The sequence below is a fragment of the Pedobacter psychroterrae genome (genome assembly GCF_004331695.1).
GTDB classification, from domain to species: Bacteria; Bacteroidota; Bacteroidia; order Sphingobacteriales; family Sphingobacteriaceae; genus Pedobacter; species Pedobacter psychroterrae.
On the sequence record NZ_SJSL01000006.1, the window covers coordinates 223,865 to 250,370 of the forward strand.

17 protein-coding genes and 1 rRNA gene are annotated in these 26,506 nt (G+C 40.0%); 14 read left to right on the forward strand and 4 right to left on the reverse strand.

What is annotated here, in order from left to right; genetic code table 11:
• Positions 1 to 10: 10 nt before the first annotated feature.
• Complete coding sequence (locus tag EZ437_RS18155) at positions 11 to 1,375, reverse strand: hypothetical protein (protein WP_131597487.1); 1,365 nt, start codon at positions 1,373 to 1,375, stop codon at positions 11 to 13.
• A 36-nt stretch (positions 1,376 to 1,411) separates the two neighbouring features.
• Positions 1,412 to 3,871, reverse strand: a complete 2,460-nt coding sequence (locus EZ437_RS18160) for a TonB-dependent receptor (RefSeq protein ID WP_131597488.1) — start codon at positions 3,869 to 3,871, stop codon at positions 1,412 to 1,414.
• Between the two features lie 80 nt (positions 3,872 to 3,951).
• On the opposite strand from EZ437_RS18160, the gene EZ437_RS18165 reads away from it, so the two are divergent.
• The 14 genes from EZ437_RS18165 to EZ437_RS18230 all read left to right on the forward strand — a co-directional run bounded on the left by EZ437_RS18165 (position 3,952) and on the right by EZ437_RS18230 (position 24,943).
• Positions 3,952 to 4,917 (forward strand): helix-turn-helix domain-containing protein, encoded by a 966-nt coding sequence (locus EZ437_RS18165; RefSeq protein ID WP_165500469.1) that lies wholly within the window; start codon positions 3,952 to 3,954, stop codon positions 4,915 to 4,917.
• A gap of 121 nt (positions 4,918 to 5,038) precedes the next feature.
• Positions 5,039 to 6,970, forward strand: coding sequence for a 30S ribosomal protein S1 (gene rpsA / locus EZ437_RS18170; RefSeq protein ID WP_131597490.1), 1,932 nt, complete (start codon positions 5,039 to 5,041; stop codon positions 6,968 to 6,970).
• A 106-nt stretch (positions 6,971 to 7,076) separates the two neighbouring features.
• Positions 7,077 to 8,699, forward strand: a complete 1,623-nt coding sequence (locus EZ437_RS18175; RefSeq protein ID WP_131597491.1) for a beta-N-acetylhexosaminidase — start codon at positions 7,077 to 7,079, stop codon at positions 8,697 to 8,699.
• 84 nt (positions 8,700 to 8,783) lie between these two features.
• Positions 8,784 to 9,332: a bifunctional pyr operon transcriptional regulator/uracil phosphoribosyltransferase PyrR gene (pyrR, locus tag EZ437_RS18180; protein WP_131597492.1), complete on the forward strand. Its 549-nt coding sequence runs from the start codon at positions 8,784 to 8,786 to the stop codon at positions 9,330 to 9,332.
• A gap of 1 nt (position 9,333) precedes the next feature.
• Entirely contained in the window at positions 9,334 to 10,266 is a 933-nt protein-coding gene (locus tag EZ437_RS18185; protein WP_131597493.1) for an aspartate carbamoyltransferase catalytic subunit, read from the forward strand.
• Between the two features lie 218 nt (positions 10,267 to 10,484).
• Positions 10,485 to 13,502 carry a tetratricopeptide repeat protein gene (locus EZ437_RS18190; protein WP_131597494.1) on the forward strand — a complete coding sequence of 1,006 codons (3,018 nt, stop codon included), beginning with the start codon at positions 10,485 to 10,487 and terminating at the stop codon, positions 13,500 to 13,502.
• Positions 13,503 to 13,551: 49 nt separating this feature from the next.
• A complete protein-coding gene (locus tag EZ437_RS18195; RefSeq protein WP_225869618.1) occupies positions 13,552 to 15,216 on the forward strand; it encodes a TonB-dependent receptor in 1,665 nt (554 codons plus the stop codon).
• Positions 15,217 to 15,270: 54 nt separating this feature from the next.
• Positions 15,271 to 16,464: an HU domain-containing protein gene (locus tag EZ437_RS18200; protein WP_131597496.1), complete on the forward strand. Its 1,194-nt coding sequence runs from the start codon at positions 15,271 to 15,273 to the stop codon at positions 16,462 to 16,464.
• 1 nt (position 16,465) lies between these two features.
• Entirely contained in the window at positions 16,466 to 17,170 is a 705-nt protein-coding gene (locus EZ437_RS18205) for a MotA/TolQ/ExbB proton channel family protein (protein WP_131597497.1), read from the forward strand.
• Positions 17,170 to 17,571 (forward strand): ExbD/TolR family protein, encoded by a 402-nt coding sequence (locus EZ437_RS18210; RefSeq protein ID WP_131597498.1) that lies wholly within the window; start codon positions 17,170 to 17,172, stop codon positions 17,569 to 17,571. Before EZ437_RS18205 ends, EZ437_RS18210 begins: the two co-directional genes overlap by 1 nt.
• The gene (locus EZ437_RS18215; protein ID WP_131597499.1) at positions 17,568 to 18,383 is read left to right on the forward strand and encodes an energy transducer TonB; all 816 of its coding nucleotides are present in this window, start codon (positions 17,568 to 17,570) and stop codon (positions 18,381 to 18,383) included. The genes EZ437_RS18210 and EZ437_RS18215 overlap by 4 nt, the downstream gene beginning before the upstream one ends.
• 37 nt (positions 18,384 to 18,420) lie before the next feature.
• The gene (locus tag EZ437_RS18220; RefSeq protein ID WP_131597500.1) at positions 18,421 to 19,707 is read left to right on the forward strand and encodes a bifunctional folylpolyglutamate synthase/dihydrofolate synthase; all 1,287 of its coding nucleotides are present in this window, start codon (positions 18,421 to 18,423) and stop codon (positions 19,705 to 19,707) included.
• A 78-nt stretch (positions 19,708 to 19,785) separates the two neighbouring features.
• Positions 19,786 to 21,453, forward strand: a complete 1,668-nt coding sequence (pafA, locus tag EZ437_RS18225; RefSeq protein WP_131597501.1) for an alkaline phosphatase PafA — start codon at positions 19,786 to 19,788, stop codon at positions 21,451 to 21,453.
• A 100-nt stretch (positions 21,454 to 21,553) separates the two neighbouring features.
• Positions 21,554 to 24,943, forward strand: a complete 3,390-nt coding sequence (locus EZ437_RS18230) for a methylmalonyl-CoA mutase family protein (RefSeq protein WP_131597502.1) — start codon at positions 21,554 to 21,556, stop codon at positions 24,941 to 24,943.
• Between the two features lie 70 nt (positions 24,944 to 25,013).
• On the opposite strand, the gene EZ437_RS18235 is transcribed toward EZ437_RS18230, so the two are convergent.
• Both EZ437_RS18235 and rrf read right to left on the reverse strand, forming a co-directional pair.
• The gene (locus EZ437_RS18235) at positions 25,014 to 25,994 is read right to left on the reverse strand and encodes an acyl-ACP desaturase (protein WP_131597503.1); all 981 of its coding nucleotides are present in this window, start codon (positions 25,992 to 25,994) and stop codon (positions 25,014 to 25,016) included.
• A 265-nt stretch (positions 25,995 to 26,259) separates the two neighbouring features.
• Positions 26,260 to 26,371: ribosomal RNA gene (rrf, locus tag EZ437_RS18240) — 5S ribosomal RNA — on the reverse strand.
• Between the last annotated feature and the right edge of the window lie 135 nt (positions 26,372 to 26,506).

Here is a 26,506-nt window from a genome sequence, read left to right on the forward strand (position 1 = left end):
TCGTATTAGCTTAATAAGCACCGATAAAACGGTGTCCTGTACCGTTTGCCAATTTAGCGCCTTTAGTAAGCGTACCCGTTTTCCAATTGTAGACAAATACATTTCCAGCTTCGCTTACTGGGGTCAATGGAACATACACGTTATCTCCCTGAACAGCGATGCTCTGGTGTTGGTCAAAGTTCAGCTTTGCTTCATATTCTGTTGCAATTTTAGTAGCTGTCTTGGCATTTAAATCTATCAGGGCCAGGTATCCTCCAGTTTTGTTGATGTCATACATCACAAAACCTTTATTGTTTCCAAGATACCTCCATGCTTTAATGCCTGCTACACCAGTAACACCCAATGCCTGAGATAAATCGAACAAATACGTATTGTCGTAATCGTTTGTATTCTTATCTATACGCAGAATATGTGGAAAAGCTGCAGTAGGCCCAGTTCCTGTAGCCTGATAAACGTGACCATCATCGCCAATATGCTGAATCATTGTACGGTATCCATTATTGCCGTATTTACTTTTCGTAGACCAAATTAGCTTCGGGTTTTTCAATGTCGGGTAATCAAGAACTATAGTTACCGTACCTTTAATATTCGCAGCGTCACTCGGCCATGATATGACTCCAGAGGTTGCATTCTGGGTAGGAGTGCCGTTTGGATTGACTTTAGAGAGATTACCTCCAATATATACTTTATTCTTTGCCTGGTTGATGATAGGCATATCAATTCGTCCGATTGAATAACCCTGCGCCAATTCTTCTGCGGTGAAAGGGACTTCAAATGAAGCGGTATTTAAGATACTTGGATTGTCAAGATTAAGAGATGCTACTGCCGCAGTGGATTTAATAGACCCAAAGGTTACTGCAGGAAATGTTCCGGTATATGCTGTCTCGGTAGCAATACTTACCCCAACACCTATTCCTTCGGTTGATTTTACCCAACGGGGAGATGTACCCAAGATAATGGCAGCGTTAACTTCATTACCTTCTCTTACAAACTTACCTTCTCCATCAACTCTGAATTTTTGGAAAATACCTCCGTCGGCACCAGTATACTGAATGTCATATAAATATTTTCCGTCTGCTGATGCCTGTACGCGCGATGTGCGGGGAGACTCAAGCTTTAAACCTTTACCTACCGGGAAAATATCTAACTCGTATGCCGGATTAATTGCCTGGTCATGGCTAATGGCATAAACCAAGGTACCACCATTGCCATCACCATCAGTTGTTTGTTTTAGTGCCGCAGTAAGTGTGATCCATCGCGTATCGTCCTGCTTATCGTCAGTAGCTGGCTCATTATCTTTTTTACAGCCTCCTAATGTCAGGGATGCAATCACAGCACCAAAAAGTGCTCCTCTTAACAATTGTCCTTTTTTCATATTTTTATTTATTTATTGTTATCAATTACTTTCTGTTTAAAATTTGCCTATCGTGTAATTCAGCTTAAAATAAATTCCTCTTCCTGGTTTTTGAACACCAAAATTATCGTACAGGGCCGAATTGAATATGTTCTTTGCATCAAAACTGGCGATGATCTTTCCCGAGGGGAAACGATAGCTGGCCCCTAAATCATGCGAAAACTGAGCAGGCGTAAGACTTCCTTCGGATGGATGCCATGCAATATCATAAGCGCCTACATAGCCTGTATTGTAATAAACGTTGGTGATGGATTTGCGCTGCAAAAGATTATTTAACCTGTATTGAATGTTTGCGTTGACAGTGAAAAAAGGCTCATTGGGGATTTGAAGGTTATAACGATCGTCTACCGTTCCGTTCTCATCGCGGTCCCGTTTATATAAAGCATTGAACTTTGAAAAGTTGAGAGAGGCATTCAATTTGTTGTTGAACACATAGATCACCTCTGCTTCTACCCCTCTCGATTGCGTTCTTCCGAGATTGATAAATGAGGTCGCCTGTATGTCCAGGTCGGAATCGGTTACTACGCTATCGACCGTTTGCCTGGTAACTTTGTCATATCCATTACGCCAAAATGCACTGCTGTAAAATGAGATCTTGTGTTTGCCAAAATCCAGACTCCCCAGCCGAAAACCAATATTGTAATTGATGTTCTGCTCAGGAAGCAGATTTAAGTTGGGCAAAATGTTATTCTCGAGGTTTCCATACATCTGCTCTTCCGTGGGCATGATGTAACTGTTCTCCATGGAAGCTATCAAAAAAAGTTTGGGTATGATATTATAGGAAACGGTAGCACCGTACCCAAAGTTGTCATTAAAAGTTCGTGATGTTTGTGGATTGAGCAGATAGGAACCATCTGCATTATACGTGGCCTGAGGGTCGGTCTGCATGGTACTGTTTGCGGTATACTTTACAAGCACATTGGTACGCAGCTTATTCTCAAAGGTTTGCGCTTCGTAATTTGCAGACACAATATTTTTGGCCACCTGTATTTCGGTAATTAGGTCCTTATTGACCGGTCTCAAAAGATTTTTATCATCTCTATCGGTCCTTTCAAATTTGTGGTTCAGGGAAATTCTGTGACCAGGAACAACAGTATATGCCAAATTTGAACGCGAATTTATTATCTTTCTATCCACCTGGCTGATTGTAGGGATTCCTTGTTGCGCGCCATTCATGGGAGACTTCATGACTATTGGCGGTTCACCTGCTTCAATCATGTAATCCGTATGTAGTATTAAAGGATTGCCATCCCAATTGTATAAGGTAGTTACAGTATCCTGTACATAGGTATAGCGGCTGCTTCTTACTGCGTTGATATTCAACGACAACCCGTCTATGAAAAGATTGTTCTTGTTGTAGTTCAAGGTGAGTACATGAGCCTGGTATTCGGCAAAACGCCCTACATAAGGTTGTCCAGTCGTAGTACCATGTGGTATCTCATTATAAGTGTCGGATATATTGTAGCCCAGGAAAAACTGGTCTGCCCATTTTACATCGGTAAACCCTGCTTCAAAGCGTCCTCCAATGGATTTATAAGTGTTATTAAATCTTTTCGCCCTAAAATCCCGAATTAATATCCCGTTTCTATCGGTATATTTTGCGAATTTGCCCCACATTTCATAACTGTTGTCTGAAAAGGTATAGAAACCCGATCCTCTGAATGACAAGCCTGTTTTTTTATCCCGCAGGATTATACTGGCATCAGCATTATAGGTGTTAAATGATCCGTAAGACATCGCAACAGTTGCATTGTTGCGGGAAGCGTCTTTCTTTAGCACCACATTAATAGCGCCCCCGACATAGTCTCCGGTCAGATGGGAAGGTAACACTCCTTTGTAGACCTCTATACGTTCGATCATCGCCGGAGGAATATTATTCAGGTTGAAAGATGAGCCATAAGTGGAGGTTTCTATTCCGTCGATAAAGATCCCTATAGTACTGCCCGACATGCCATTCAAATTATATTCAACATTTGAGCCTACTCCTCCATTTTGTCTGACCCGAACACCAACTGTCCTGTCCAGTAGTTCGTTAGTAGTTAAATTTCTAAGTGATGCATCTTTCGTTTCAATGATAGCCACGGCAAACCCTGACGTCTCCAACTTTCTCTTTTCTGTCTTACCCTGCACGCTGACTTCACTTAGTTCTTTGTCTTTAACGGCTTTTACTACGGCATTTGCAGTGATACTGGCTCCGGTCAGTTTCACGGTCATGCTTTCCCCCTGGGTAACAATTGAACTGACCAGCAGCGTATAGCTGCCATATTTTACAGCCTTTAATTCATACCTCCCATTGTCGTCAGTCATCGCTGATCTGTTAAGCTCTTTTAGCGTAATGGTAGCACCTGCCACTGCCTTTCCTTTATCATCAGTTACCTTACCAGAAAGGGTGCCTGTTTGCGCCAGGGCAACAGTACTAAAGCAAAAGATCAGGATTAGGAGTAAACAGTGTTTCATCTATATATTGTAACTTTTTTATAGCTTCTTTAGAAGTAGTCTTAATAACCATAACTTCGCCGCAAAGATATATGCTGCTTATGACGCCAAAAGGAGAAGATTTAACGCTAAAGGGAGAAATTACCGATCACCTATTTAATTTAAAAAGAGAAATTTCTATCAGCTATTCCAAAAATGCGGCATCTTTTCACAAACTTAACCAAGCGCAAAAAAGGCCTGAGCAAAGTTTGCAAATGATGTTTGTGTTAAAGGGCACGTTAAATTACCAGCTTCCAAATTCAAAGAAACCATTGCTGGTGCTGAAAGATCAGCAGCACAACCTGTTACTGAACCATCATCAGCTACAGCTTCATAGCGAACATGAAGAACATGACGTGATATTCTTAACTATTGATTACTTGTTTCTTTCCAGGTATCTCCCCCATGACCATACAGGCTTTATAAATTTAAAAAAAGGAACTGAGCAAGATAAGGCAGCAGTTTTTTCGAAATTCAACTTACACATTACCCCAGAAATAATAGCGATACTAAATGCCTTGAAAACTTCTGGCCATACAGGCTTCTGCGAAAAGCTATTCCTGGAATCGAAGGCACTCGAACTGCTGGTACTGCAATTGTCCCAATATGAACAGTTGAAAAATGGGGATATCAAGTACCAGCTTAAAAAAGATGAGCTTGATAAGATGTATGAAGTACAGAAAATCCTCACCAATGACACGGGAAGTCAGTTTTCGCTCCGCACGCTTGCACATATGGTGGGCACGAATGAGTTTAACCTGAAACGTAACTTTAAGATTGCTTTTGGAACTACGGTATATGGGTATCTGAACCAGCATAAAATGGAACAGGCAAAATCTATGCTGCTGGAAAAAGACATTACCATAGCAGAGCTGGCCAGAAAAATGGGTTACAGATATCCAACACATTTTAGCAGTGCATTTAAAAAGTACTTTGGATATTTGCCTAATAAAATCAAAATGATTTGGCTGATTATTGACCCCGATCCTGTTCTTGCATTATTTTCTTACTCGAGTTTTTGCGTATAGGTGCACATAACTGTGCGACAATCGGTTCAAAATCAACAACGTTTACAAAAAAAATCTTTTCTTTAAAAAGAATATTTCTTATCTTTGCCGTCCCTAACGGGGAAAAGGAGATTTAATTTTAATGGCTAAAAAACAAGTAGCAGAAAAAGAACTAGAGGCTAAAACAGCCGAACTACAAGGCACAGACGCTCGTCTTGCTGAAAAAGAGACTATTGAGTCAGAAGCTGATTCAGTGTCGATCGAACAGATCAAATCATCATTAGCTACACCAGATCAGGATTTTGACTGGGATGCAGATGATAAAGTATTCGGAAAATATTCTGATGAAGACCGTAAAAAGTTTGAAGACATGTATACCGATACTTTCAATCAAATCACTCAGGGTGAAATCATTAGCGGTACTGTTGTTTCCATAAACAACAAAGACGTGGTATTGAACGTTGGATTTAAATCGGACGGTCTGGTATCTACTTCTGAATTCCGTGATACACCTGATTTGAAAGTTGGCGATAAAGTTGACGTATTCGTGGAAGCCCCTGAAGATGCTAACGGCCAGTTAATCTTATCTCGTAAAAGAGCTAAAACACAAAGATCATGGGAGACCATCAATGAAGCCCTTGACAATGACAGAATCATCAACGGATTTGTTAAAAGCCGTACTAAAGGTGGTCTTATCGTTGACATCATGGGTGTTGAAGCGTTCTTACCAGGTTCACAAATTGACATCAAACCTATCCGCGATTACGATGTATACGTGGGTAAAACAATGGAATTCAAAGTTGTTAAGATCAATCACGAGTTTAAAAACGTGGTGGTATCTCACAAAATCCTTATTGAGGATGATTTGGAAAGCCAAAAAGTTGAGATCGTATCTAAACTTGAAAAAGGTCAGGTATTGGAAGGTACCGTTAAAAACATCACAGACTTCGGTGTATTCATCGATCTTGGTGGCGTAGACGGTTTACTTCACATCACTGATATTTCATGGGGCCGCATAGAGCATCCAAAAGAAGTATTGAGCCTGGATGAGAAAATCAATGTAGTTGTTCTTGACTTTGATGACGAGAAAAAACGTATTGCATTGGGCTTAAAACAATTGACTCCACACCCTTGGGAATCTTTAGATACTAATCTTACTATTGGTTCTAAAGTTAAAGGTAAAATTGTTACTGTAGCTGATTATGGTGCTTTCCTTGAAATCATTCCTGGTGTTGAAGGTTTAATCCACGTTTCAGAAATGTCATGGTCACAAAACTTGCGCAGCCCTCAGGAATTCCTGAAAGTTAGCGATGAAATCGAAGCTGAAGTATTAACTTTGGACAGAGACGACCGTAAAATGAGCCTGGGTATCAAACAACTGACTCAAGATCCTTGGCAAAATGTTGCTGAGCGCTACCCTATCGGAAGCAAACATACTGCCGTAGTTAAAAACATGACTAACTTCGGTGTATTTGTTGAAATCGAAGAAGGTATCGACGGATTAATCCATATTTCTGATCTTTCATGGTCGAAAAAAGTTAACCACCCTAATGAATTCACTAAAGTTGGTGATACATTAGACGTAGTTGTTCTTGAACTTGACGTTGAAAGCCGCAAATTGAGCTTAGGCCACAAACAATTGGAAGAAAACCCTTGGGATACTTTTGAAACTATCTTTACAGTAGATTCAATTCACCAGGGTACTGTTGTTAAGGTAACTGATAAAGGTGCTGTTATTGCTTTACCTTATGGTGTTGAAGGTTTCGTACCTACTAAACATATGGCTAAAGAAGATGGTGGTACTATAAAAGCTGAAGAAACCAATGACTTTAAAATCATTGAGTTTAACAAAGATGCTAAACGTATCGTTGTTTCTCATGCCCGTATCTGGGAAGAGGCTAAAGCTGAAGCTGCTAATGAAGAGCGTAACGCTAAGAAAAAAGAAGCTAAAGCTTCCAGCAGTGCAGTGAAAAAAGTTAAAGATTCTGTTGAAAAATCTACATTAGGTGATTTAGGCGTGCTTGCACAACTAAAACAACAAATGGAAGGTGAAGAAAACAAGGCTAAAAAATAGTCTTAATCTTTAAATACATATTAAAAGGCATCCTGTGAGGGATGCCTTTTTTCGTTATTTTGCAGCCGGTAAACTTCATAAACACCGGCATTCTATCTTGTACATTATGAGAAATATATTCATTTTGATGTTTTGCTTATTTTCATTTACTATTAGCAGCGCACAACTTCCAAATTTAATTCCACAGCCGGTAGAAATGCGTCAGGGGCTGTTCCCTAAAGATAAATTCATCATCGACAAGCACACAGTTATCCTTATCAGTGACGGTTCAGCAATGTCCTCTGCACAATATTTAGCTGATTATATCAGTAAATATTATAACCTGAGCCTGAGGGTCACCAGTGATCCCGAACAGGTTAACGGCACGCATACCATTAATCTGGTTATCAATAAAAAGCTATATACCAATGCCGATAAATACTTCATTTCAGTATTGCTGAATAAGATAAATGCCGGAGCAGCATCTAAAGAAGGGCTATTTTATGCTGTACAAACCATCATTCAACTTTTACCGGTAGCAAACGATCAATCAGGCAAATTAATTATTCCCTCGGTAGATATTATCGATTATCCCAGATTTGCTTATCGGGGTATGCATCTTGATGTCAGCAGACATTTCTTTGATGTCAACTTTGTTAAGAAATACATCGATTACCTGGCAATGCATAAGCTGAACTTTTTTCACTGGCATTTAACAGATGATCATGGATGGAGAATAGCAATCAGGAAGCACCCAAAATTGACAGACATTGGCGCCTGGCGAAATGGAACCATTATAGGACTATACCCTGGGACCGGTAATGACGGATTGAGGTATGGCGGTTACTATACACAGGAAGAAGTCAAAGAAGTGATCAAATATGCTGCTGAAAGGTACATAACTGTTATCCCGGAAATAGAAATGCCTGCACACAGCATGTCTGTATTGGCTGCTTATCCTGAATTGGGCACAGAACCCAACAAGAAGTATGAAGTAGCCCAAACCTGGGGTATCTTCAACAAGTTCAACAATGTATTACAGCCCACTGAAGAAACATTTAAGTTTTTGGAAGATGTGCTGACAGAAGTAATAGACTTATTTCCATCGCCCTATATTCACATAGGTGGTGATGAAGCAGCTAAAAAATGGTGGATGCAATCACCCCTTTCCCAACAAATCAAAGTGAAAAACAAGCTCAAAGATGAAAGCGCCCTGCAAAGTTATTTCATTCACCGAATTGAAAAATTTGTAAACAGCAAGGGTAAAACCATTATAGGCTGGGATGAAATTCTGGATGGTGGCCTTGCTCCCAATGCGATCGTGATGAGTTGGAGAGGAGAAAAAGGGGGTATCGCGGCTGCGAAAATCAGGCAAAAAGTGATCATGACACCAGAAGCAAAACTTTATTTTAACCATGCGCAGTTTTTAAAAGATGATAGCTTGACAGCCGCTAATTACTTGCCATTGGCAACGGTCTACAATTACGAACCCATACCCGCAGAACTCAGGGCTGAACAAGCGAAATACATTTTGGGCGCACAGGGCAATTTATGGTCGGAGTATATTGCTAACCCTGCCAAAGCAGAGTATATGCTGTTTCCACGTTTGGATGCCCTAAGCGAGGTTTTATGGAGTCCGAAAGCAAAGAAAAATTACCCTGATTTTTTAAATCGCATGAAGACACAATTTAAACGATATGATCTAATGGGGATTACCTATAGCAAAAGGTACTTAACCATTAAGCCTTAAGGGTTTTCTAAATATTTTTCAAAAAGCCCTTTTAGTGACTTGGGGTTTAAACTTTTTCCCTATATTTGCTTAATCATTTAGTCAATGCAAAACAGAACCCTGCTAGACGGACAAAAATTCCAGATCACAATTAAGAGACTTTGTCATCAATTAATTGAGAATCACATCGATTTTTCTAATACAGTTTTAATAGGCATCCAGCCCAGAGGCAGTTACTTTGCAGACAGGGTGCAGCGGGAGCTTTCACGAATCCTTAATACGGATACGATAAAAAAAGGGAATCTGGACATCACCTTTTTCAGGGATGACTTTAGAAGAAAAGACGGAATAGTCTCGGCAAACACCAATACCATTAATTTCATTATTGAAGGTAAAAAAGTCGTCCTGATTGATGACGTTTTATGGACTGGCAGAACCATAAGGGCAGCAATGGATGCTTTACTTGCCTATGGCAGACCAGCAAAAGTAGAACTTATGGTATTGATAGACAGGCGTTTTTCCAGGCAGCTTCCTATAGAACCTGACTACATCGGCCAGCAGGTAGACAGCATAAATTCCCAGCAGGTAAGGGTAAGCTGGAAGGAGACTGAAGGAGAAGACAAAGTTATCTTATTATCAGAAAGCAATAAATAATATGGCAGTAGAAGAACTATCAACCCGACATCTTTTAGGCATCAAAGATATTAACCGGAATGATATAGAATTGATTTTTGAAACTGCAGATAATTTTAAAGATGTAATTAACAGGCCTATCAAAAGGGTCCCTTCGTTAAGAGATATCACCATTGCAAATATATTTTTCGAAAATTCTACACGTACAAAACTTTCATTTGAACTTGCTGAAAAAAGGCTCTCTGCTGATGTAGTTAATTTTGCAGCCTCCTCTTCATCCGTTAGCAAAGGTGAAACGCTGATCGATACTGTAAACAATATCCTGGCCATGAAAGTAGACATGGTAGTGATGCGTCATCCGTACGCAGGTGCAGGTGTTTTTTTAAGCAAGCACATTAAAGCACAGATTGTAAATGCAGGAGACGGCGCTCATGAGCACCCCACCCAGGCCTTGCTGGATGCTTACTCCATCAGGCAGAAGCTGGGCGATGTGGCAGGCAAAAAAGTAGTGATCGTAGGCGATATACTGCATTCAAGAGTAGCTATATCAAATATATTATGCCTGCAGAAACTGGGTGCAGAGGTGATGGTATGCGGACCGACAACATTGATTCCTAAATACATAGAAAGCCTGGGTGTTAAAATTGAACATAACCTTATCAAAGCGCTTAACTGGTGTGATGTGGCCAATATGCTGCGTATACAGCTGGAAAGACAGGACATTAAATATTTCCCGTCATTGAGAGAATATGCAATGATGTATGGTCTTAATAAACAGATCCTTGACAACCTTAATAAAGAAATCATCGTGATGCATCCAGGCCCTATTAACAGGGGTGTGGAGATCACCAGCGATGTGGCCGACAGCAAGCAGTCTATTATCCTGGAACAAGTGGAAAATGGAGTAGCAGTGAGAATGGCAGTGCTTTATCTGCTAGCCTCTCAAAGGGACTAATTTGTTAAATTCTTTTTTATACCAATTTGTTTTTCTTTGCGTTTAACCATTGTTATCAACACATGTTAATTTCTTATGTCAATAAGACTTAATACTATATTTATATTAGTACCAACCATATTTGAAATCGGATGCAACCGCCATCTTCTTCCAATTCATTGTAAAAATGAATATAAGTTGATAGTAGCTTCATCTTCTTTAAAAGAGAATATATACAAATGAAAAAAAAGTACTTTTTTATTCCGCTGTTGCTGGCAGGCGGCCTGACCGCAGGTTATGCGCAGACAAGCATACTGGCTAGTCTCAATAAAAATTATCAAACGGGCTTAGAACTACTGGAGAATGAAAAATATGTTGCAGCTGCACATCAGTTTAAGCTAGTAGAGCAAACCAGACAGAAACCCCTGGCCCAAAAAGAAAGTAATGCAGAACTATCTTTACTTAAAGAAAATGCCAAGTTTTATGCAGCGGTATGTGCCCTGGAACTTGGAAACAGTGATGCAGAAAGCCTGTTCCAGAACTTCATTAAAGAATATCCCCTTAATCCTAATACAACACTGGCATATTTCCATGTAGGTAAAGCTTATTTTGCTCAAAAGAATTATGACAAAGCATTGGAATGGTTTGAGAAAACTGATCCTACCACACTTTCAGCAAAACAAAGGTTGGAATATCAGTTTAAACAAGGTTATGCCTATTTTGAAAAAAATGATACTGAAAAAGCTGAGTCGCTGTTTGAACTCGTAAAAAAAGAAGATTCCCCTTTTCAGGAAAGCGCAACTTATTACTTTGCTTATATCAATTATCTAAATAAGGAATATAAAACTGCCCTGAGTAATTTTGAGAAACTAAAAGGTTCTCCTACTTATGAGGCAAGCTATCCTTATTATATCACCTCGATGTATTATCTTGATGAGCGCTATGATGATGTAATCAGCTACGCATTGCCCATTCTTAAATCTTCCAAGCAGCAATATGAAGCTGAAATGCTGAGCATTATAGCAGCTTCTTATTTTGCAAAGTCTGATTATGTCAACGCAGAAAAGTATTTTGCTGAGTTTTATTCAAAAGACAAGTCTGGCAAAAAAAACAACCTGTTTGTATATCAATACGGCTACTCATTGTTTGAGCAAAAAAAATACCAGCAGTCGGTCACTATTTTGGAAAAGCTGGACACAGACGACATTTACCTGCAAAGCGGGATGTACACGCTAGGGCGTTCCTTTATCCAGCTTAAGAATAAAGAAAAAGCAAGAAGTGCATTTTTTAGGGCATCGAGGTTGGATTTTGACAAGGTAGTACAGGAAGAAGCCTGGATAAACTATGTCCGTTTAAGTTATGAACTTGATTTTAGTCAGCAGGCGCTGGAATCCATACGGAGCTTCATAAAGCAATTCCCTTCATCAAGAAAAATAAATGAGGCAAAAACACTGCTTGGTGAAATCCTGCTAACCAGCAAAAACTACCAGGCGGCGGTAGACATTCTTGAGCCTATCCCTAACAAGTCTCCCGAAGCTAAAGAAGCTTATCAGAAGGTAACCTATTTCAGAGGACTGGAATTCTATAATGAACGCGCATTCCCAAATGCACTTTCGATGTTCTTAAGATCAGAGAAATTTCCTCAGGACCCGGAAATCCATGCGCTGAGTACTTATTGGAAAGCAGAAGCATCGTATGAACTGAGAAAATTTGGTGAGGCAGTATCGCATTTTGAAACATTCCTGGATATGCCAGGCGCTGAGAAAACCGGGGTATATAATTTTGCGAATTATGCATTGGCCTACGCAGCATTTGAAGATGAGAAATATAGCAAATCTGCTAATTATTTTGAGCGTTTCCTGAGGGGCAATGACAAAGATCAAAACACCGTAAACGATGCGATTATCAGACTGGCCGATTCTTACTTTGTTAGTAAAAGCTATGGGAATGCACTTACCAACTATAATAGAATTATTTCCAGCCGGGCTACTGGTGAAGACTATGCACTTTTTCAAAGAGGGATGATTCAGGGCCTGGAAGATCAGGACCAAGCTAAAATCAGCACCATGCAGCAACTGCTTGCCCAATATGCGGGATCAAATTATGCCGATGATGCTGGATTTGAAACTGCCTATACTTATTTTAAAATAGGTGACCTGGAGAAATCAAGAACAGACCTGAGTGCATTGATTGTCAAATACCCAAACAGTAGCTATGTACCAAGGGCATTGGTTACAATAGGCCTGGTGCAGTACAATCAGGATAAGGACGATGAGGCATTGGTGACCTTCAAAAAGGTGATTACCGACTATCCAAGTGCAGAAGAGGCCAAACAGTCACTTGAATCCATTAAAAATATCTACATCGACAGAGGTGATTCGCAAGGTTTTATTGAATATGCAAATTCTACTCCGATAGGTAACTATTCAATGGCCGAGCAAGACAACATTGTGTTCGTTGCTGCTAGTAACAGGTATTTAAAAGGTGAATTCCAGGGCGCTTTCGAAGCCATCAATGCTTACTTTGATAAATTCCCAAAAGCGATTCATGATAAGGAAGCAAAATTTGTAAGAGCTGAGTCGCTGGTAAGACTAGGCAGGCCCGATGAGGCAATACCTGATTATGAGTACATCCTGAATGACTGGACGAGTGATTATACTGAGCGCTCACTGGTAAGTATTTCACAGCTATTCTTAAATCAGAAAAAATATAATGAAGCAATTGTCTATTTAAAAAGATTAGAAACTACTGCAGACTATAAAGCCCGTCACAGTTACGCGATCAACAACCTGCTAAAGGCTTATGATGCCCTGAACATGCCTGATGATATGTTGAAATATGTTCAGCTGATCAAAGAATCTGAAAAAGGTTCTGAAGAAGAGAAAAACAGTGCTGATTTATATGCCGGCAAAGCATATCTCCTAAAAGCAGATACAGCTATGGCAGTAAAAGCATTGAATAATGTGGTCAGTAAAACTAAGACGGTAGCTGCTGCAGAAGCTAAATACAATCTGGCAGTGGTGCAATATGCCAAGCGTGACTATAAAACTTCTACAAAAACTTGCTTTGATATAATCAATAACATGCCTTCTCATGATTATTGGGTAGCTAAATCTTTCATATTGCTTTCTGATAATTACGTAGCATTAAAAGATAACCTGCAGGCAAAAAGCACGCTCTTAAGTATTATTGACAATTACGAAGGTAAGGATGATATTATTCCTACAGCTAAAGCCAAATTAGAAAAAATCAAATAAGATACGCGAAATGAGATTGACGAAATTTATATATATTACCATTTTTTGTATGGCTGGGACTGGCTTTACCATCAAAGCACAGGAAACCAAAACCACGGAAAAAAAGACAGAAGAAAAATCTGTTATCGAAGACATCGAAGTTGTAAGGCCTTATAAACCTATTCTGGCCGAAGCAGTAAAACTAAGAAGAAGCCCTGATTTGAACGACGTGAAGACCTATAAAGCAAAGTTCAATTATAACCTGACAGAAAGAAAACTGGAGCTGAATTCTGATATTAATAAACTTCAGGCACAGCAAGTAGCAGAAGAGCGCAAAGCAGAATTAATTAACAACTATGTTAAGGGAGCAATTGGCAGCGCAGGTACCCTCCTCGCAGAAGGATATGTCAATATGGGTGATGATCCCGCGCTTGAAGCCGGCGCTTACTTTCAACACCTTGGACAATCAGGGAAGTTGAACAAGCAGAAAGCAGACCAGCAAAAATTAAGTGTATTTGGACGTACAATAGGTGATTTAGCTACTTTAAGCGGACGCGTTAATTTCCAGAGAAACGGATTGTATTTTTATGGCATTGACAAAAGTAACCCAACCTTAAACCCTGATCCTGAAAGACAGGTGTTAAAATTCTTTGAAGCAGAAGGGGAAGTCGTTAATAAATTTACTGATGATCCTGATGCCTTTAGCTATGCAGCAAAAGCAAACGGCTATATCTGGAGCGATAAATTTGATGCTAAGGAAAGTTCCATCATATTAAATGGCTATATGAATAAGCGAATCAACAGCTTTAATCTGGGACTTGCTTCTTCAGTAGAATTTGGCAGCACTAAAGATGAATTGACCGCTGTGGGCAATAACATATTTAAGCTAAATCCTTATATAAAGCTGCAAACTAACGGTGTAATCATTAACGCAGGTATCAATTTCGTACAGGAATTTGGGGATGTTTCATCAAGCAGGATATTTCCTGCAGTAACTGCTGATTTTACCATGATACCCGACTACCTGCAAATATTCGGTGAATTAAAAGGAGACGTTAACCGTAATTCACTAAAGCAGTTTACAGATGAGAATTCCTTCCTGAACAGTAATATATTCATTAAAAACAGCATCGAAAAATTAAGCATCAGTGGTGGTATAAAAGGTACCGGAGGCCCTGGTTTTGGCTATAAGGCAAAAATATATCATAAAAGGATCGAAGACATGCCCTTGTTCGTGAACAACTTTAGCAATTTTAACAAGTTTGATGTGATCTACGATTTTGGTACAACCAAACTTACGGGGGCTGAAGGTGAGATTTCAGTTCAGGTGAGCGATGCCCTAAAATGGACAAGCAAAATAAACATAGAGGAATACAAACCAGCGGCCGAAACCCAAAGCTGGTTTAAACCCCAAATGAGGCTGACCTCAGACTTAAGGTTGAACATCACTGAAAGTTTTGGCCTTAATGCATCTGTGGCAATCCAAAGTGACAGCAGGGCCAAAGTATATCTGGCAGCACCAGACAATCCTTACTTAATCCCAAAACGTGAGGATGAAACCTTAGTATCAGTAAAGGGCTTTGTCGACCTGGGTGCGGGAGCCAGTTATAAAATCAACAATAAATTTGCTGCCTTTGCCAGAATTAACAATTTACTGAACACTTCTTATAGCAAATATTTATATTATGAGATGATCGGAATGAATATTTTTGGAGGGATTAGCTACTCATTCTAACAGCTTTTTAATTAATAATTGGTTGGTACGGAATTAAAATTTATTTTTACCAGAATGGATATCTTGTCATACCTTACTGAAATTGTAAAAACCCGGAAAGAGGTGGGAATTCCCGGCCTTGGGACTTTCTATAAAAGGAAATCTCCCGGAAGGTATGATGTTGATACACATTCATTTCTACCTCCCAGTTATGTTCTTGACTTTACTGATGAGCTAAAGGAACAAGCAATATTGAGGGATTTCATTAGCAAAAAAGGAAATATTGCTGCTGACAATGCGGCCTTCTACATAGAGCAGTTTGCCAGGGAAATAAAAGAACAGCTTGATAGAGGTGAAAAAGTAAAACTTAGTGAATTAGGTATGCTGGAACCCGGCCTGGACGGGTTTACATTTAATCCGGAAAACAAATCAAATATCGGATTTGATTTTTATGGCATGCCTGATATAAAAGAAGTGCCGTTGCCTGCTGGAGATCATCCTCAGCAAGACAAACCAACTGCTGATGAAAAACAACAGGAACCCGCTGATAAAGATGAACAACAGGTTTACGAAGAAATATCGGAGGTACAAATAGCCGAAAAGGTGAGACCAGCCATCACAATTGAGACGCCTGAAGGCATGGAGGAGGAACCCGCTGAATTACCAGGACCAAAAACAGTTGAAAATGTCTGGAAATTTGAAGAGCCGGCTGCGCTTGAAACGCTATATGAGCCAGAGATCATAAATGAAGCGCATAATGGAATGCCTGGTTATTTGAAGGTTATTTTAGCAATATCTGTAATCGTAATAGCTGTAATAGCAGCTTATATGATAAAACCTGAACTGTTTAAGAGACCCGCGGACAGCAACTCCCCGCTTGATAAATCAAATACCCTGATTGTTCCAGGTAATAAAGCAGACGCTGCGGCGTATGCTGATAGTGTAGCACGAGCTAATATCCAACAGGTAATTCCCACTGACTCGCTTCAGGATTCTGTGCTTGTACAGCAGCCTGATACTGCCATTTCTTATGAAATCATTGCTGCATCGCTTTTAAACAAGAAAGAAGCAGAAAATTTTCTAAAGGAAATGGAACGAAGAGGCATTCCTGCCAAAATAGCCGACATGCCGGGCAGGCGGATAAAAGTAAGTATCGGAACATTTATTGATGAAGAAACTGCAAATGTCCAACTAAAATTGTTAAAAAAGACTACTAAAATACCTGGAATCTACATTTACACAAACAGACACACAAATAACATTAAATAATATGATCGCATTAATTCAAAGTGCCACTGATACGCTTACCCAGGTTACCGATAGCCTTGCCATGCAGGCAATAACTCCTGCACCACCAGAACTGCATTTTATAGACCTTTTATTTAAAGGTGGCTGGGTAATGCTCCCATTGGCATTTCTCGCATTTTTAGGGCTGGTTATTTTTGTAGAGCGGTATATTACTATCAGGAAAGCATCTAAAACAGAATCCAACCTGATGCTTCAGATAAAGCAATATATCCATGATGGAAGATTGGAAAATGCTATCGCGTTATGCCGCAACAATAACTCCCCTCTTGCCAGGATGCTGGAGAAGGGATTGAAACGTATAGGCCGCCCTATAAAGGATATAGAAGCAGCAATCGAAAATAATGGAAAACTGGAAGTCTCCAAATTGGAGAAAAACATTGGAGTTTTGGGGATCATAGCAGGGATCGCACCGATGCTCGGTTTTGTGGGTACGATTATAGGAGTGATCACTATATTCCATGACGTTTCCATCAAGGGCGCTATTGAGATTGGCACAATATCTGGTGGTCTGTATACTAAAATGATTACATCAGCTACAGGTTTGATCATCGGTATCATTGCTTATGTGCTTTATCATATTTTGAACATGATGCTGGAACGTATCATACTTCGTATGGAAACTGATGCTATTGACTTCATCGATCTTTTAGAGGAGCCAGGGAAATAATGAATTTACGCAAAAGAAATAAGGGAACCGTAGAGGTTCATACTTCGGCACTGAATGATATCATGTTCTTTCTGCTGCTGTTTTTTCTATTGGCCTCTGCAGTAGTAAATCCAGAAGTTGTAAAGCTATTGTTGCCAAAGTCTGACTCAGGCCAGCAATCTTCGGCTCAAAAAACCGTTACTGTATCTATAGATGAGAACTTAAATTATTTTATTGACAAACAGCCAACAACATTAGAAAATCTTCAGTCGACGCTAGAGGCTTATAAAGCAACGGCTCCGGATCTTTCTATAGTGCTTTATGCAGCCGGCACAGTTTCAATTGAAAACACCCTGGTGGTGTATGACATTGCAAGCAAGCTGAACCTGAAGCTAGTACTTGCTGTAGAACCTAAGAAATGATGACTTATCCAAAGGAAGAAAATAATTACCCAAAAGCCATAGCCATATCCAGCGCGATTATGGCTGCTTTGCTGGTTTTAAGCTTTTTCATCGTAATAGGAAAATTTGAACCGGTAGAAGTGGGCATGGGAGGTATGGTAGTAAACTATGGGACCTCCGAGACTGGAATGGGCAGCGATTATACGAGTATAGAAGAGCCTTCGGCAGATCCTAACGCAAATAATCAGCCTCCTGATAAGGTTGTGCCTACCGAGCCTACTCCACAAACACCTACGTCTCAGTCTACGGCCAAAGAAATTCAAACACAGAATACAGAAGAAGCGGTAAGTGTAAATACTAAAGCTACCACCAAAACATCCACCCCTACTACCAGTACAGAAAAAAAACCTTCAAAACCTGTAATCAATCAGAATGCGCTTTATAAAGGAAAAAAGAGCACAGGAACAGGCGGAGGAGATGGCACAGGTACCACTCCGGGCAATCAGGGTGATAAAGATGGTGATCCCCTGGCCTCCAATTATGGTGAGGGTGGTTCAGGATTTGGGGATACCCCTATTCCGATAAGAAGCTTTGTAAACTTCGTACCCCCACAAGATAATGGTCAGAAAACCGGTAAAATTGCGATACGTCTTAAGTTTAATAAGAACGGAACTATCATTGATGCCATTCCAGGCGTTAAGGGCACCACTCTTAATGACCGGGAACTTTGGCGGAAATGTAAAGAAGCCATTATGGCTGCCCGCTTAAACGCGTCTGATTTAGGTGCAGATGTTCAAATGGGTGTCGTTACCATTAACTTTAAAGTTAAATAGTCCGGAAACCTATATCTTTGTGTTTTAGTTTTCTGGAATGACCTACAAACAAACTCTTGAATACTTATATGCTAAACTTCCCATGTTTACCCGTGTGGGTGCGTCAGCATTCAAAAATGACCTGCACAATATAGTCGCCATGTGCGACCGGTTGAACAATCCACAAAATAAATTTAAAACAATACATATTGGCGGGACAAATGGTAAAGGATCAACCTCTCATATGCTTGCCTCCGTTTTACAGAAAGCCGGATACAAAACAGGGCTGTATACTTCTCCTCATTTAAAGGATTTTAGAGAACGTATCCGGATAAATGGGAAAATGATTCCCAGAAGATTTGTAACTGACTTTGTGCAACAGCAGAAATCGCTCATTGAAGAGCTGAGCCCTTCTTTTTTTGAGGTGACCGTAGCCATGGCCTTCTCCTACTTTGCTTTGGAAAAAGTAGCTATAGCCGTAGTGGAAGTCGGACTGGGGGGCAGACTGGATTCTACTAATATTATTATGCCGGAGCTATCTGTAATTACCAATATCAGTCTAGATCACACCAATATTCTCGGTGATACCCTGGCAGCAATAGCTGCTGAAAAAGCCGGAATAATTAAGCTTAATATTCCAATAATTATTGGGGAGAAAGACCCGGAGACCCAAGAGGTATTTATAGAAAAAGCAAGGGAAACAAACAGTGAGCTCATTTTTGCCGATCAGCAATTACATATCACCGGGTTTGAAAGAAAGAATAAGTACTTAACTGTCTCTATTGCCAATCATGACCAGCCGGTCTTTAAAGACCTGCAGCTCGACCTTACTGGTTCCTACCAGCTTAAAAACATTAAAACCACTGTATGCTCTTTGCTAAAGCTTATTGAACTTGGCTATAAAATAAATGACAAGGCTATTTATTCGGCGCTTAGAAACGTGAAATCGCTTACCGGGCTACAGGGCAGGTGGCAGACACTACACATTAACCCTTTAATAATTTGTGATACAGGCCACAATATAGCTGGCATGGCAGAGGTAATGCAGAATATAAAGGACACACCATATAAAGATCTGCACATAGTAATCGGCATGGTAAAAGACAAAGACATCAGTGGAGTATTGAAACTGCTTCCTGCAGATGCTAAATACTATTTCTGTCAGCCAAATCTCGAAAGGGCACTTCCGGTAGAAGAACTGGCACATCAGGCAGGGGAACACGGGCTTAAAGGAGCAGTTTTTCCGACGGTCCAACTGGCCTGTAATGCTGCCAAAAATGCTGCAAATAACGATGATATGATCTTCATCGGAGGAAGCACCTTTGTCGTAGCAGAAGTATTATAATCTTTACACTCTGCACTTCGTTTACTTATATTTGAACAAGTACCTTTAACTATCAAAACACACATAACACATAAATTAATGAGAAGATTTTACTTTTTATTTACCATCCTTGCTTTGCTATGCACCCTATCAATGGCACAGGAAAAGAAGACGAAACCCAAACTGATCAGTACTTTTCCAGCCAATGTAAACAGACCAAAATTAATAGTTGGCCTTGTTGTGGATCAAATGAGATGGGATTACTTATATCGATATTACAGCAGGTATTCTAATGGAGGATTTAAGCGCCTGATAAATGAAGGCTTCTCAGCAGAAAATACATTTATTCCCTATACCCCAACCTATACCGCCTGTGGACATGCCAGTATTTATACCGGTTCTGTACCTGCCATTAATGGTATTATTGGGAATGACTGGTATGATCCGCAGTCTAAAAGAGGAGTGTATTGTGCAGAAGATACCAGTGTGACCACCGTAGGCAGCAATACAAAAGCTGGCTTGATGTCTCCAAAAAATATGCTTACAACAACGATTACCGATGAATTGCGACTGGCTACAAACTTCAAAAGTAAGGTCATTGGAATTTCTTTAAAAGACCGTGGATCTATCCTCCCGGCTGGTCATTCTGCGAATGCTGCCTATTGGTATGACGGACAGACAGGTGATTGGATAACCAGTTCCTACTATATGAAAAAGCTTCCGGCATGGCTCGAAGATTATAACAAAATTAAACTGGCAAATAAGTTTTTCGACAAAAACTGGAATACCCTGTATCCAATAGAAACATATACTCAAAGTACTGCCGACAATGTACGTTATGAAGGAAAAGCAAGAGGCGAAGAAACCCCTACTTTTCCGCACCCGTTAAAACTTTATGCAGGGAAAAATTATGAGATGATAAAAAGTACCCCGTATGGAAACACCATTACTTTAGATTTTGCCAAACTGGCCATACTTTCAGAAGATTTGGGACAGGGCAGCGCTACAGATTTTCTTGCTGTTAGCTGTTCTGCAACAGACTATGTAGGACATCAGTACGGCCCCAATTCTATTGAGATTGAAGACACTTACCTTAGATTAGATAAAGATCTGGAAGAATTTTTCAATTATCTAGACACCAAAGTTGGCAAGGGAAACTACCTGTTCTTCTTATCTGCAGACCATGGTGTAGCCCACGCACCTACCTTCATGGAGGACAATAAATTACCTGGTGGATTGTATAGTGATTCAAAAGTGATAAAGACCTTAAACACCCTTATTGAAGAAAAGTATAATGTAAAGAAAGCGATTGTTACCTCCAAAAACAGTCAGTTCTATTTTGACCATGATGCTGTCAAAGCAGCCAATGCCGACTTCACCGCGATAAAAAACCTGGCTATCGAAACTTTGAAAAAAGAAGACGAAGTCTTTGATGCAGTTGATTTAAATAACCTTGCCAATGAAACTATACCAGAGCAGATCAAAAAAGCAATAACTTATGGTTACAATGCCAAGCGAAGCGGAGATATATATTACTTACTAAAATCTAATTACTTTGACGGTGGTAAGACCGGAACTACACATGGATCATGGAATCCTTATGATGCTCATATCCCCTGTGTTTTCATGGGATGGAATGTAAAACCGGGAAAAACCAATAAAACGTATTACATGACCGATATTGCGGCCACATTGGCGGCTATGCTGCACATCCAGATGCCAAGCGGATGTGTAGGAGCACCCATAACAGAGCTAACACATCAATAAATTCCATATAATAAAAGGCCGCTTACAACAGAAGCGGCTTTTTATGTTTATACCCTTAGCCCGAGTTTTTGTTACCTTTGCATACCAATCATAAAATGCTATGGAGCAAATTGAAATCTATAAACCCAAACATAAAATTCGCTTTGTAACAGCTGCCGCACTATTTGACGGACACGATGCCACCATTAATATTATGCGTCGTATTCTACAGTCCTCAGGAGCAGAAGTAATCCATCTGGGCCACAACAGGTCAGTAGACGAAGTAGTGAATTGTGCCATTCAGGAAGATGTACAAGGCATAGCAATGACATCCTACCAGGGAGGCCATCTAGAATATTTCAAATACATGTACGATCTCTTACAGGAACGCGGCGCAGGCCATATTAAAATCTTTGCTGGGGGTGGTGGAGTCTTCCTTCCATCAGAAATAGCCGAGCTGCAGCGGTATGGGATCACAAGGATTTATTCACCCGATGATGGACGGAAAATGGGCTTGCAGGGTATGATCAACAACATGCTTGAACAAGCAGATTTCATCACTGCCACTTCTATAAACGGTACACTTAGAAACATTACCGAAAAGAACGTCAAGGCCATTGCCACGGCGATAACTGTGGCAGAAAATAATCCAGAAGAAGCACAGTCATTTGTAGATGAACTTAAGAAGTTAACTGCCAACCATACCATTCCCGTACTCGGAATTACAGGTACGGGTGGTTCTGGCAAATCTTCTCTGGTTGACGAACTTGTCAGAAGATTTCTGATGGAAGTAGCCGATAAAACCCTGGCGATTATATCCGTTGACCCTTCAAAGCGTAAAACAGGTGGTGCGCTGCTTGGTGACAGGATCAGGATGAATGCCATCAACAATCCAAGAGTTTATATGCGTTCACTCGCAACAAGGCAGGCTAATCTGGCTTTGTCTAAAAATGTTCAGGAAAGTATTGACATCTGTAAAGCTGCCGGCTATGACCTCATCATAGTAGAAACCTCAGGAATAGGCCAGTCCGATACTGAAATCACAGAACATTGCGATGTTTCTTTATATGTCATGACACCCGAATTTGGTGCTGCTACACAACTTGAAAAAATAGACATGCTCGATTTTGCTGATCTTGTAGCCATCAACAAGTTTGATAAACGTGGCGCATTGGATGCCTTACGTGATGTACGAAAACAATACAAGCGCAATCACAATCTTTTTGACGCCAAAGACGAAACTATCCCGGTTTTTGGCACCATGGCATCACAGTTTAATGATCCAGGCATGAACAACCTGTTTACTGCCCTTATGCGGACGATCAAAGACAAAGCAGGAATAGATTTCAAAGCAAAAATGGAACTGATCGGTGGAGAATCAGAAAAAATATACATTATTCCGCCCGAAAGAACACGATACCTCGCTGAAATAGCCGAGGCAAGTCAGTCCTATAATGATTGGGTAGACCAACAGAGCACTATCGCACGCAAGTTATATCAGTTAAAAGGCGTTATCGATCTAAATACAACAGATAAAAATGATCACAATATCCTGTCTCCTGAACTCTTTAATTCGTTAAAAGAAACCTATAATATCCTGGAGGAACAGCTTGACGGGGAATGTAAAAAGTTGCTTCGGCAATGGCCAGATACTAAAATTAAATACAAACAGGACTTCTTCAGTTATACAGTGAGGGATAAAGAAATTAAACAACCTCTTTATTACGAATCCCTGTCTAAATTAAAAATACCTAAAGTATCCTTACCAAGGTATGGAGACTGGGGAGATATTCTACGCTGGTTGCTTACAGAGAATGTACCAGGTGAATTTCCGTATGCCGCAGGTGTATTTCCATTGAAAAGGGATGGAGAAGACCCGACGCGCATGTTTGCAGGTGAAGGGGGGCCGGAAAGAACGAATAAAAGATTTCATTATGTGTCATTAGGGCAACCTGCGCACCGGCTGTCCACTGCCTTCGATTCTGTAACACTTTATGGTGAAGATCCTCATATCCGCCCGGATATATATGGCAAAATAGGAAATTCAGGTGTAAGCATCGCGACACTAGACGATGCCAAAAAGCTTTATTCAGGATTTGATTTATGTGCAGCCTCTACTTCGGTTTCCATGACCATTAATGGACCTGCCCCTATGCTGTTAGGCTTCTTTATGAATGCAGCTATAGATCAGCAATGTGAAAAATACATCATTGAACACGGTCTGGAAGAAGAGGTCATAGAAAAAATAAAAACCATTTACGAGGGCAAAGGGCAACAAATACCTTCTTATAGCGGATCATTGCCAGAAGGAAATAATGGATTGGGCCTGATGCTGCTAGGAGTAACAGGTGATGAAGTTTTGCCGGCAGACATATATAGTAAACTAAAAGCTTACGCCATAAGTACGGTTCGTGGAACCGTACAGGCAGATATTCTAAAAGAAGACCAGGCCCAGAATACCTGCATTTTCTCAACAGAATTTGCTTTAAGGATGATGGGTGATATCCAAAACTATTTTATTACCGAAAAAGTAAGGAACTTCTATTCTGTTTCAATTTCCGGTTACCACATTGCTGAAGCTGGAGCAAATCCCATTTCACAGCTGGCATTTACCTTAAGTAATGGCTTCACTTTTGTGGAATACTATTTAAGCAGAGGGATGAACATTAACGACTTTGCACCAAACCTTTCCTTCTTTTTCTCCAATGGCATCGATCCCGAATATTCAGTAATAGGCCGGGTAGCCAGAAGAATCTGGGCGAAAGCGATCAGGAATAAGTACAAAGGAAATGACAGGTCGCAAAAGCTAAAATATCATATCCAGACATCAGGACGTTCTTTACATGCACAGGAAATCGATTTTAATGATATCAGAACGACCTTGCAAGCACTTTATGCAATTTACGACAATTGTAATTCACTTCATACAAATGCGTATGATGAAGCAATCACCACTCCTACAGAAGAATCGGTTCGTCGAGCAATGGCGATACAGCTTATCATCAACAGGGAACTAGGTCTAGCTAAAAATGAAAATCCCTTACAAGGTGCATTTATAATAGACGACCTGACAGACCTGGTAGAAGAAGCTGTATTGCTGGAATTTAAACGTATCAATGATCGTGGCGGCGTATTGGGAGCTATGGAAACGATGTATCAACGTGGAAAGATCCAGGAAGAAAGCTTATACTACGAGACCTTAAAGCATACCGGTGAATACCCTATAGTTGGTGTAAATACATTTCTCAATAAAAATGGATCACCTACTATTGTACCAGGTGAAGTAATTAGAGCTACGGAAGAGGAGAAAGAGTATCAAATTATTACATTAAAAGCATTTCAAAATAGGAATCTTACGCAAACTACGGAGACTTTAATGCGATTACAAAAAGTTGCCATCCAAGGAGGCAACATCTTTGAAGAACTAATGAATGTGTGTAAAGTCTGCTCATTAGGCCAAATATCTAAGGCCCTGTATGAGGTCGGCGGACAATACCGACGAAATATGTAAGAGCTATAAACTAAAAGGTCCGGACTTATGAAGAACCCGGACCTCTTTTATTGTATCATACATGACTTAACTAAGCATGTATCCAGCTAAATTTATATTCCATTGTTGGATTACTCATACGTTCTGCCACCCTTAACAAGCGATTTGGCAAAGCCATAATATAATCACGTGCCTTCTCACCTGCTTCATTCAGATCACGCATTCCTTCCAGTTTCCATTCTTCAGTCAATTGCTGCATAATTTCTACATAGTCAATAGCAGTATATACTCCAAGCCTTTGAGCCGCATCTGTAAAATGGCCAAATGTTTGTCCGATTTTCAATCCCATTTCACGTAGGAAATGCGCAGGCATTACGATCTTCCTTCTCATCATATCCTCAAATGCTATCATGGCTTCATTAGGATCTACTTCAAAAATCTTGCTCATGAAATCCTTGTATGCCTTAGCATGACGAGCCTCATCAGAAGCAATTACACCACACATCTTGGACAATAAAGCATCTCCATCCTTTTTAGCTAATGACGCTACCCTTCTATGGGAAATATTAGTTGCAAGTTCCTGAAAACTGGTATAAATAAAATTTCTGTATGGATCATGACCTGTACCAATATCAAAACCATCAGCGATCAGATATTGGGTAGATATTTCCATCTGACGCATATCTACGCGACCAGACAAATAAAGATACCTATTCAGTAAATCACCGTGTCTATTCTCCTCTGCAGTCCAATGACGCACCCACTTCATCCATCCACCTTCTTCATTCCTTGTTATTCCGTCTACCATTGAAAGCCATGACTCATATGTAGGCAATGCTTCTTCAGTAATTGTATCACCTATTAATACGGCTACCAGGTCATATGAAAGATCCTTGGCATTTTCACGTAGCAACTTTATATCCTGATAAAAAGTCTCACTTGTAGAATCAGGCAAAAAATCCGATGGCTGCCAGTTGGTATCTATTGGCTTCAAGTAAGTACTCATCATATCGAGCATATAATCCTCAATGTGCAGCATTACTTCCCTTCTTCTTTCTGCGAAAAAACTCATTCGTATGTATTTTTAATTTGTATCAAAGATACCAAAATAATTGCATAAAGATTAGTAATCCCCGTCACTTTATTAAGGTTAGTTGTTATTTTATACTTTGCAGTACATCAATAACAAGTTTTAATTTGTTTTATATACCATTTGAACTATTTATGTTCCTTGATTGGGTACGCAACCGAAACAAATAGCTTAAAACAGGATTACTTTTTGGTTTTTTTATATACAAGAAAAGCCTGTAGTATTTCTACTACAGGCTTTCTTTAAGATTTGGCACCGACCTACTCTCCCACGTGTTACCGCAGTACCATCGGCTCTGGTGGGCTTAACTTCTCTGTTCGGAATGGGAAGAGGTGGACACCACCGATATAGGCACCTAAATATTTTTAATGTTATTTAGCTTTTATATCTATACACCGCTTACGCGCTGTATGAGTTGCAACAATAACAATGACATATTATTGAAAGAAGTTAAGTTAGGAAGAACAAACAACAGTTCTATGCTCTTGAAAGCT